The sequence below is a fragment of the Halohasta sp. A2 genome, from assembly GCF_056175805.1.
This window is the reverse complement of the sequence record NZ_JAQFWV010000037.1, coordinates 19,594-29,847: the sequence shown is the minus strand read 5'-3', so window position 1 is coordinate 29,847 and position 10,254 is coordinate 19,594. Positions and strand designations below refer to the sequence as shown.

The window sequence follows — 10,254 nt, the reverse complement described above, 5'->3', positions numbered from 1 at the left end:
AGCACGGCTTGGAGCAGGCCGCTCACACTTTTGGTATCGTTCGATCAGTGAATCTCGTCGGCGGATCGTTCGAATTCCTCGTCGACTGCCTTGCTATAGGGGGATTCCACAGCTCTACATAAGAGCGCGCTACGAAAACACGGTCTCGTATCAGGCGTTCGAAAATTCGAACGTTACGCTGACCGACCAAACGCTGCTACAGGGTGATACAGTCTCACTGGTGCCTGTCGAGGGGAACTTCCGCGAGGCAGGCACTGGACGGGTTGCCGTCGAACCGATCCCCGGCGTTCTCGAAACAGAGAGCGTCGACGATCCAAACGTGACCGTACCGACCGATCTCTCCCAAGAAGACTGGGAGAACCTATTGGAAGACGAACTCGATGCGGACGATTCGGTGACAGTCAGCGATGGTTATCTCACGCTCGCACTCGATGGCACACACGATATCGCGTATGCACCTGTTGGGATGAACCGTGTTCCGTCCGAGGGAGGCCGCGAAACTGACGATGGTGGTATCAATCCTGCCGCACCGGGTGATGTCCAACTCATCGGAGCAGACTGGGACGGCGGGAACAATGACGTCGAACTGACCTTCCGGAACAGTGCAGAGAACTCTTCGTTCACCAACGGTCGGATCAATTTCTATGCCGGAGGTGGGAGTAATCCAACAGAGGTCCAGAACGTCAATGTCGTTGGCGACGGGAGTGAGGATAATCCGTACGGGACGAACTGGCTGATCAATGACGACTTCAACGACCTCGATCCGAACGTCTTCCTCGAGGGTGACGGAAGAGAGACGACCATCCAACTGGACTTCGATAAAGGTGTTCAAGAAAACAATGACTTCTTCGTTATCACGCTCACCCTCGAATCCGGACAGCAGGCGACCTACTTCGTCGGCGGGAGCTTCAGCTTCGACGGCGATGGATCCGGAAATGGAACCGGTGGCGGGGCGGCGCTGCTCGAATATTCGGATGGGCTACAGAGCAACAAGGATGGACGGCTCCAATTCGATATCACGAACCCATCCGAGTCGACTGATGTCACCGTTACAGACATCCGTGTCGACGACAACTTCTCGGATACTATAACGCGTTCTGGAGGTTCCCGATTCAAGCTCAATGATGGTGATATCAAATCGGATATCTCGACGAACGGTGATCAGGTATCGCTCGATTCAGATGCAACCGTCGAAGCCAGTCAAGAGCGGACCATCGAGTTCAGAGACTTCGAAGCCGACGGTACCCCGGTGAGCCAGAACACGCTTGAAAACCTCGAACCGGTTGGATCGTCCGATCAAGCCGATCTAACGATCACACTGGAGACGTCCGATGGCGAATCGGTGCCGTTCTACTTCGAAAGCCCGTAACCCATCTCATACCGAGCCGTATCCTTCCCTGAGTTCGACAGTCGACGTATATACTATCGACAAACCCATATGGCCACTCTCGCAATCAGCCGGTATGACTCCCGTCGGCATCGACGCGGTCGAGATCTGGACCGGTAAACTACAACTCGATCTGCCGGAGACGTTCGCGCCCGCCAAGGACGAAGACCCCGACAAGTACCGCAAAGGGATCGGTCTCGAACACTCCTCGTTTCCCGACGTCTACGAGGACATCGTCACTATGGGCGCGAATGCGGCCAAGCGCCTCATGGAGCGCAAGGGCCTGACCCCCAGCGACATCGGTCGGATCGACGTCGCCACCGAGTCGGCGTTCGACAACTCCAAACCGGTGTCGACCTACATCGCTGGCTGTCTCGAACAGTACTACGAGGAGGATTTCCGCCACGCCAACAAGGGCGAACGCAAGTTCGCCTGCGTTGCTGGCACCCAGTCGGTCGACGACGCCTACAACTGGATCCGTGCCGGGCGCAACCGCGGCCGCGCCGCGCTCGTGATCGCTACTGATACCGCCCTCTATGCCCGTGGTGATCCCGGCGAGGCAACCCAGGGTGCGGGTGCGGTCGCCATGCTCGTCGACGAAAACCCCGATTTAGTCGAGATTTCGACCGAGCAAGGCTACGGCAGCATGGACGAGACCGACTTCCTCAAACCCAACCAGCAGTTCCCCTCCGTCGACGGCAAGCGATCGATGCAGGTGTATCTCTCGCGGATGCGCGAGGCTGTCGAGGACTTCGAATCCGTCGCGTGGGATATGCACCCCGACGACTTCGCCTACATCCCGTTCCACACCCCGTTCCCCGGCATGGTCCGAAAGGCGGCTCTCTTGGGTTACCGGCATATGAGCCGGGATACCGAGATCGAAGACGAGCTGGCGGGCGAACTCGGCTACCAACCCCGCCAGGACGAGTACACCTCGTGGGACGCCTACGAGGAGGCCATCCGAGACTACATGGATGAACTCAAAAACACCGACCAGTACCGCGCGTGGTACCACAAGACTATCGAGCCGACGCTCGGCATTTCGCGGCACGTCGGCAACTGGTACACCGGTTCGGTTCACATCGCTCGGATTGCAGCCCTCAAGTACGCCGCCGCACACGACCGGGATCTGGCGGGCGAAAAACTCCTCATCGGCTCGTATGGCTCGGGTGCCCAAGCCGAGATTCACGCCGAAACAATCCAGGAGAACTGGCGCGAGGAAATCGAGCAACTCAACATCGATTCGCAGATCGAGTCGCGCTACAATCTGACCTACGAGGAGTACGAGCAGGTCCACGACAACCACAACTACGACAAGGCCGCCGTCGACATTGAGGAGTTCACCGATCCTGAAGACGAGTTCGTCTTTACCGGCTGGGGCCGGATGAACGAACGAAAGTACGACTACGTCGAGTAATCGGGCGCAATTCGTATCCGCACGGGTCGCGTTGTCGACCTAATGGCTCCCCATCAAGACGAACAATCTGCTGATGCGTCGAACAAACCGATCCGACTCGCTGACCGGGACGAACTGGTCGACCTCATCGAGCGCGACTCACCGGTACTGATCGACGTCTATACGAAGGGCTGTGCACTCTGCCAGTCGATCGAACCCGTTTTGGGCAACGTCGCCCGCGCGACCGGAATCACTGTCGGGATGATCAATCCGCAGGTCGACCTCGATCTCATCGAGGAGTATCGAATCAAAAGCGTGCCGACGCTGATCGTCTTCGAAGACGGCGAGGAGGTCGGTCGACTGGCCGAGGGGTTTCAGGGTACTGATGCCGTTGTCGGATTTATAGATAGCCACGTTACGGACGACACGCTCGACACGGCGACCCAGTCCTAAGCCAGCGCCTGCAGATCGGTGAGCGCGTCGTCGAGATCACGCGTCGACGTGGCCAGCGAAAACCCATCGACCTTGGCCAGTGCGCCAGCGTGCTCCCACAGGTCGTCGGCTTCGATCCCGTGGAGAATGACGGCATTGGGTGTTGGTGTGACGACGCGCATAGCGACCAGCGGTCCCTCGCCACGAGTCACATCGGTGAAGACGAGCCCGCGGTCGGTGCTTTGGCCATAGAGGCGATAAAACTCCTCGTTTGTGAGTCGGGTGATCGTCTGAATACTGTTGATGACGGTGTGGCCGTTGACGTAGTCGCGCTCGCCGCGGACGATCTCGGTCGCATCCAGCGCCTCATACAGCTCTTCGATTGGGAGGGCTGTCGAATACTCCCGGAGATCGTAGACAATGTCGTTCTCGAAGCCCGCCGACAGCACGCGGCCGTACTGACGGATTCGGCTCCCGCCGCGACTTTCGTCGACGTCCAACAGCGCGGTGACGAGTCGCCGAATGATACCGATGCCAGGGCTCTCGCGCCGACCGCTCTCGTAATCCGAGATTACGGACGACGAGACATCCAGATTGGCAGCCAGATCCGTCTGTGAGATGTCGAAATCCGTGCGCCACTTTCGGAGCGTCGCGCCAGGGTCTTCGCTGAGTGTGATCTCGCCTGCGATCCGGTGGGCGAGATCCTCACGAACCGTCGACGTCATCGACTTCTCACCGAACGTTGGGACATACCCTCACACCGTCGCTCGGGATAAAAAGCATACCGAAACCGAGGTTCGACAGATGACGATCTCTTCACTGTTGAACACTATCCGACTCTCGACCGAACTGCCGCAACCTTTTTCCGGTCAGCGTTCGCGTCGACCGGTTATCGAGTCGGATTCGAGCCGGTAGAGTTCGAACTCCAGTTCGCTTGCGCGTCTGTCGTATATTGTTACGAACGGGATGCTGACCTGCCGGACGCTCTCGGCAGCATGGGAATCGAGCGCCATCTCGGTGACCTTTCGGAGTGGACCGCGGGCAACGACGCTCTGCCAGCCATCCATCGATTCGGCCATCACGACCAGCGAGGCGGTGACGCCGTCGTCGACGAACCGGCGTTTGTCGCTTTCCGGTGCAAAGCCAAACCGGATATAGAGGCTTCCAGCGCCTGCATCGTAGCCGTACGAAACCGGAATCGAGTACGGCTCGTCACCGTCGGCGAACGAGATCACACCAACACCGCCAGTGCCGAGTAACGAGTCGATTTCTTCCGTATCGAGCGCCGTCGATTGAACCTGAGACATGATTGTATCTTCGGGCGACCGTTAGATCAATCCACCGACAACTGTACGAAGACCGAACAGTCCGTTCGGAGCGCCACCGGCATCGCAGAAGCTAAACGCCGGACCGTCATTATTCCGACAATGGTCGACTGGACCGAACACTACCGTCCGCGCAGTCTCTCAGAGCTCCGCGGCAACAACAAGGCTCGCGACCAGCTCAGAGCGTGGGCCGAGACGTGGGACGACCACCGCGAGGCAGTCATCATCTACGGCTCGCCGGGCGTCGGCAAGACCTCTGCCGCGCACGCGCTGGCGAACGACATGGGCTGGGAGACGGTCGAACTCAACGCCTCGGACCAGCGGACCGGCGACGTCATCGAACGGTTCGCCGGACGGGCGGCGATGAACGCGACCCTTTCGGGCAGCGCCTCGGGTGGCGGCGCAGCCGGTGCGGACACGTCGAGTCGACAGCTCGTGGTTTTAGACGAGGCCGACAACATTCACGGCAACTACGACCGCGGCGGCAAGGCCGCGATCACCAAGCTCGTCAAGGAGTCGGGCCAACCTATTGTGCTCATTGCCAACGAGTTCTACGACATGTCTCGGGGGCTGCGAAACGCCTGCCAGAACATCGAGTTCCGCGACGTTGGCGCGCGTTCGATCGTCCCTGCGCTCCGGGACATCTGTCGACACGAGGGAATCGAGTACGAACCGGACGCGCTCGACGCGATCGCCGAAATCAACAGCGGAGACCTCCGCGGCGCAGTTAAGGACCTCCAAGCGGCCGCCGAAGGTCGCGACGCCATTTCCGAGGCCGACGTCGTCACCGGCGAGCGCGACCGCTCGATGGGGATTTTCCCGTTTCTCGATGCCGTGCTCAAAGAGGAATCGGCCCAGGAGGCCTTGCAGGCCTCCTACCGCGTCGACGAGACGCCCGACGATCTGACCAAGTGGATCGAGGACAACATGCTCGACGTGTACGACCGCGACGAGGCGGCTCGTGCGTATGATTTCCTCGCCAACTCGGACGTCTGGCTCGGTCGGGTTCGAGCGACACAGAACTACAGCTACTGGCGGTATGCCGCCGACAACACCGCTGCGGGCGTGGCCGCCGCTCGCGACGGAACGAAAGGCGGCTGGACTCGGTACGGTCGACCGCAGTTTTGGCCCGGATCGAACAAAACCGCGGACGAAGTGTGCCGACGGATCGCCGACCGTGGCGGGATGAGCATCGAAATCGCCCGTCGAGCCGTGTTGCCGTTTCTCTCGGCGATGACCCACCACTGCAAACCACGCGAACTCACGGTGATGATGGCCGCCGCCTACGACCTCGAAGAGTCTCACGTCTCGTTTATTACCGGCAGCGGCGAGTCGACCAAGAAGGTCTCGTCGATCGTCGCGGACGCCCAGGCATGGCGCGACGATGCGATCGAAGACCACGCTGGGGGTGCGTTCGCTGGCTCGCCAACCGAAGTCGACGAAGCCGACACCGAGTCGACCGACTCAGTCGACGACAGTGCGGCGATAGACGAGGACGAGGATTTGGCAGCCAACGAATCATCGAAACCTGACGAATCACCTCAAAAGACTGTCACTGACTCCGACGACGAGGATCAGGCCGGGCTCTCCGATTTCGTTTAAAAGTATACGCCGAGTTTTTAAATACTGTCAGCGTTCGGTTTCCGCCAGTGGGAGACGAATCGAGATCGTACTTCCATCGTCCCGTTCGATGTACGTGAGCGTGCCACCGTAGCCTTCAGTGACCCACCGGACCAACCAGAGACCGAGGCCGCTGCCGTGTTCCAGCTGTGAGGTTTCAGTATCGCCAGTGACGACTGCCCACTCGTCTTGTGGGATTCCCGGGCCGTTGTCAGTGACCTCAATCACGCCCACATCCGCGTCCGTGTCGACCGAGACACTGACTGAGACGACCGGCGTTTCGGCGTCGGTGTGTTCGATGGCGTTGTCGAGTAGCTCGACGACGGCGGTTTCGAGATGTTGGCCCGCCAGAACGGTCGATTCGGAGAGCAATCCAAGCGTGATCTCGGCATCATCGTACGTCCGGCTCGCCGCGTCGACCGTCGACCGAATCAGCGTACCGAGTGTGATCGGCTCACGGTCGAGCGACCGTTGACCGGCTACCGCCTCGATCGTTTTGGCCGTCTCGCTGAGTTCGGTGAGCTGCGTGGCGTTCGAATGGATGTGGGCGGCAAACCGTTGGTGAGTGTCGTCTTCGAGTTCGGATTTGAGAATCTCGGCGAAGCCTTCGATCACGTTGAGATCGTTTCGCAGGTTGTGTCGAAGTAGGCGGTGAAGCACCTGGAGCTGTATCTCACGCTGTTTGAGCGCAGTGATGTCGGTGTAGATCTCGAAGCCTGCGAACTCGTCGCCGAGTTCGTAGGGGACACTCCGGTACAGGAAGTACTTGGTTCCGGCAGTTGTGGTGAGCTTTAGCTCGCGTTCGGCCTCCGAAAGGAACTCTTCGGCCAACGACTGTTGAACCTCGCTGTCGACCACCTGATCGTCCACAATACCAGCGGGTGCGGTGTGGTCGTCGAGCGTCGCCATCCCGTGGTCGATCATCTCGGGCTCGCCGAACAGCGACCGAAACGCGCTGTTGACGCTCGTGATCGTCGGCGCACCCTCTTCAACGTGAATCTCGTCGACCGGGTCGGTGAGGTTTTCGAACAGGTAGGTAAAGCGTTCGCGCTCGGCTTCGGCGGCCGCTTTGGCCGAGACGAGATCCGAAATGTCGTGAATCGTGACGACTGCTTCGGGTCGCCCCTCGACGTGTGGAAGCTGCGAGGCTTCGATGCTGACCGGTACCGACTCACCATCGCCGGTGACCAACCGATCCTCACACGTGACAGCGCTCGCCGACTGCGCAGCGAACAGCTCGGAGACCACACCGACATCGGGGTCGATCACCGAGGCTTCGAGGAACGCCGAGAGCTGTTGGCCGATGAGCTGCGCACGGTCGTGACCGAGCCGTCTGGCCAGCGGGTCAGTGAGCAGCCTGATCGTACCGGTGCTGTCGACCACACACATCATTTCTTGGACGGATTCGAGAATCCGTTCGTACCGGCGGAGCGTCTGTCTGCGCGTCGTTCTGTCGAGCGCTGCTTCAGTGTTCGCGGTCAACAGACCGATAAGCTGGCGATCCGACGCCTCGAACTCGTCTCCAGCGCCGGCACCGATGGTGAGTATGCCATACTTCCCAAGGGGGACGGCCAGCAGCGAGGTTGCAGCTCCGTACTCGGTAGCACTCTCGATTGGTAGCTCAAATCGGTGTGACTCTCCTGTCTCGAAAACAGTCCCTTCCGGCCCCTGGCCGATGTCGATCGACGAGACGATGCCGACTTCCTCGCGAACGACTGGCGTAGTTGCCGCTGGCTGAAGCTCGTCGGTGTCATCGTCGAACACGTAAACTACTGCACGATCGTACCCCAACACGTCTACGACAGCTTCAATGACTTGCTCCGAAACATCGCCGGTCGTCTCGGCAGTCATCAACGCCTGCGTTACCGTGAGCAAGCCGTTCAACGTCTGTTCGCGTTCGCGCTGTGCACTGACATCTCGGAGTATGCCAACGCTCCCACGGAACTGGTCTTCGAACGGTAACAGTGAGATATGGTCCGTACAGGGAACCGTCCGACCGTCGGCTGTCTCGATCGAAAGATCCAGCGAAATATCGTCGATGGATTTCGAATCGGTTCTCGCTCGGCGGATCTGGGTGCGAACCGCCGTTTTGGCGGCTTCGACCGTCGAATCGCTTTTACAGATGCTGACGTGTGAGCCGAGCAGCTGCTCGCGGCTGTAGCCGGTGAGCACGGCCAACCCTTCGTTAACGTACGTGAACTGACCCTGTGGATCGAGCGCGTAGACGCCGTCGGAGACGGTCTCGATGATCTGCTCATAGCGTTCTAGCTCGTCGGTCCGCTGTTGCTGGGCGGTGACATCGCGGAAGTAGACCGATAACCCGTTTGTCGAGGGGTATGCAGAGACGTCGAACCAGGAGCCGAGTGACTCGACTTCGGCAACAAACGAGGTCGACGTGCCGTCTTCGGCTGCACGAGTGAACTCCTCGTAAAACGCCGTCTCGTCGGCGTCGAAGCAGTCCCAGATCGTTCGCCCGAGCAGCCTCTCGCTGGAGGTCTCAAGCAGTGTTTCGGCCCGTTCATTGACGTAGGTGAACCGCCAGTCGCTGTCGAGCGCATAGAAGGCGTCGTCGACCCGATCGAACAGCTCGGTGAGTTCGGATTTGGTCGCTTCGATCTCCCGCTTGTCGGCGTGTTGCTGGAGTTCGTAACTGATCAGCTGTGAGAGGAACTCGGTAAGAAGCCGATCCTGCGGGCTGAACGTCTGTGTTTGGTGATTAGTGCCGACGAAACACAACGTGCCCGTGAGCTGGTTGTCGACCGACAGCGGCGTGCCGAGATACCGACAGGCCCCGAACTCCGAGACGATCGACCGAGAGCCGTAGTTGGCATCGTCGGCGGTTACACCCGTCACACTGAATGTTTCGCCGACTGCCAGTGTCCGTTCACAGAACGTATCCGACAACGCAAACCGGTCTCCGGTATCTATACTGCTCAGTGGCCCACCGTTGCTTCGTATCTGTTCGATTTTGTAGGTTTCCTCGTCGACCGAGGCGACGATCCCGGTGTCGATGTCGAGATACGACTGGCCGACTTCCAGCAGGGCCTGTATCCGTTCGCCAAGTGACCCCCGCGTCGACGTCAGTGTCCGGTACAGTTCGTCGACGATCTCGTATTCGATCGTCTGTTCGGTGGCATCTCGTGTGGGTGAGCTGTCGACGGTCTCTGTCGCAGTCGGAACTGTTCCAATGATAGTTAGTCGGTGACTACTGGGCTTCGGTGAACTGTGTTGGGTGGTGCTCGACGTATCGTCTCGGCTCTCAGCCGCCGTTTCGTTTATAATAACGAACACGTGGTCAGTGGCCGTTGAGTCGACGGTCGACGGCTCGTCAGGCCTCGTGATTGCCCGATCGATCGCCGCCTCGATGGCCGACTGTGACGGAGCCCACGGCAGTTCCCACACTGGGGGCTGATTACTCTCAGGACGACGAGGGGTTTGGTCTGGGTGATCGGCCTCGTCGACAGCGTCTCGCGTCGACCCCCAGCCAACGGTTGTTTCGACCATACCCCATTTGTCGACTCTCGCGGCCACCAGTCGAAGGGACTCCGGTGTCGTTTCCGTGTCCGTCTCGATTGTTGCTCGTATTCGCTCGGCAAGCGCTGCCACGTCATCGGTTTCTCGACGAAGGTGAACCGACGAAAACCCGACGTCGTGAGCCGAGCCGAGCTCGTCAGTCGACTCGACGTATCCGACCGATGCGGGCGTAGCGGCAACGCTCGAGAGGAGACGATACAACGAGCCAGTCGCAGCTGTCGTTTGTGGGCCGTACCGACAGATGAGACAGTCGACTGTCGACTCCGAAAGCACTCTCAGGAGCTCAGTCGTATCCGAAACCGTTCGAACAGTCAGCTGTGGATCGATCGAATCCAACCGGGAGCCGAGAGTCGGTCGTGTTCTCTCGGCGACGTCGTAGAGTACAACGTGTCGCCGTGGCTGGCGTTGATTGGCTGTCGTCTCCCGGCTACTCATACAATCTGTCTTCGAATCCGGTTTCACGCTTATTAAGACTCTGTCTCTAATTATCAGTTGTAGTAGCGCTTTCGAGAAGCGGTCATGCGAAGAGAGCCTCGCAGGCTTCGACATGTCGGTTGATA

Annotated in this window: 7 protein-coding genes and 1 pseudogene; 5 read left to right on the top strand and 3 right to left on the bottom strand. The window is 59.4% G+C overall.

Annotation, left to right across the window (positions count from 1 at the left end; all coding sequences use genetic code 11):
* From O2S87_RS11485 to O2S87_RS11470, 4 genes and pseudogenes are all read left to right on the top strand, one after another.
* Positions 1-122, top strand: a pseudogene (locus O2S87_RS11485) (IS1595 family transposase); the annotation flags it as partial.
* Positions 123-220: 98 nt separating this feature from the next.
* Positions 221-1,369 (top strand): hypothetical protein, encoded by a 1,149-nt coding sequence (locus tag O2S87_RS11480; RefSeq protein ID WP_475408928.1) that lies wholly within the window; start codon positions 221-223, stop codon positions 1,367-1,369.
* A gap of 94 nt (positions 1,370-1,463) precedes the next feature.
* Positions 1,464-2,804: a hydroxymethylglutaryl-CoA synthase gene (gene hmgB, locus O2S87_RS11475; RefSeq protein WP_475408927.1), complete on the top strand. Its 1,341-nt coding sequence runs from the start codon at positions 1,464-1,466 to the stop codon at positions 2,802-2,804.
* A gap of 42 nt (positions 2,805-2,846) precedes the next feature.
* On the top strand, positions 2,847-3,236 hold the full coding sequence (locus tag O2S87_RS11470) for a thioredoxin family protein (RefSeq protein WP_475408926.1): 390 nt from the start codon (positions 2,847-2,849) through the stop codon (positions 3,234-3,236).
* On the opposite strand, the gene O2S87_RS11465 is transcribed toward O2S87_RS11470, so the two are convergent.
* The gene (locus O2S87_RS11465; protein ID WP_475408925.1) at positions 3,233-3,940 is read right to left on the bottom strand and encodes a helix-turn-helix domain-containing protein; all 708 of its coding nucleotides are present in this window, start codon (positions 3,938-3,940) and stop codon (positions 3,233-3,235) included. The genes O2S87_RS11470 and O2S87_RS11465 overlap by 4 nt on opposite strands.
* Before the next feature lie 144 nt (positions 3,941-4,084).
* Complete coding sequence (locus tag O2S87_RS11460; protein ID WP_475408924.1) at positions 4,085-4,522, bottom strand: pyridoxamine 5'-phosphate oxidase family protein; 438 nt, start codon at positions 4,520-4,522, stop codon at positions 4,085-4,087.
* A gap of 120 nt (positions 4,523-4,642) precedes the next feature.
* Here O2S87_RS11460 and O2S87_RS11455 point away from each other — a divergent pair, with 120 nt between their 5' ends.
* Positions 4,643-6,142 carry a replication factor C large subunit gene (locus tag O2S87_RS11455; protein ID WP_475408923.1) on the top strand — a complete coding sequence of 500 codons (1,500 nt, stop codon included), beginning with the start codon at positions 4,643-4,645 and terminating at the stop codon, positions 6,140-6,142.
* A 27-nt stretch (positions 6,143-6,169) separates the two neighbouring features.
* On the opposite strand, the gene O2S87_RS11450 is transcribed toward O2S87_RS11455, so the two are convergent.
* Positions 6,170-10,129, bottom strand: a complete 3,960-nt coding sequence (locus O2S87_RS11450) for a PAS domain S-box protein (protein WP_475408922.1) — start codon at positions 10,127-10,129, stop codon at positions 6,170-6,172.
* Positions 10,130-10,254 lie beyond the last annotated feature (125 nt).

Excerpts from the sequence above, each read along its gene's own strand:
- hmgB (WP_475408927.1), top strand. The coding sequence starts at position 1,464 with ATGACTCCCGTCGGCATCGACGCGGTCGAGATCTGGACCGGTAAACTA.
- O2S87_RS11455 (WP_475408923.1), top strand. The coding sequence starts at position 4,643 with ATGGTCGACTGGACCGAACACTACCGTCCGCGCAGTCTCTCAGAGCTC.
- O2S87_RS11470 (WP_475408926.1), top strand. The coding sequence starts at position 2,847 with ATGGCTCCCCATCAAGACGAACAATCTGCTGATGCGTCGAACAAACCG.
- O2S87_RS11460 (WP_475408924.1), bottom strand. The coding sequence starts at position 4,522 with ATGTCTCAGGTTCAATCGACGGCGCTCGATACGGAAGAAATCGACTCG.
- O2S87_RS11450 (WP_475408922.1), bottom strand. The coding sequence starts at position 10,129 with ATGAGTAGCCGGGAGACGACAGCCAATCAACGCCAGCCACGGCGACAC.
- O2S87_RS11465 (WP_475408925.1), bottom strand. The coding sequence starts at position 3,940 with ATGACGTCGACGGTTCGTGAGGATCTCGCCCACCGGATCGCAGGCGAG.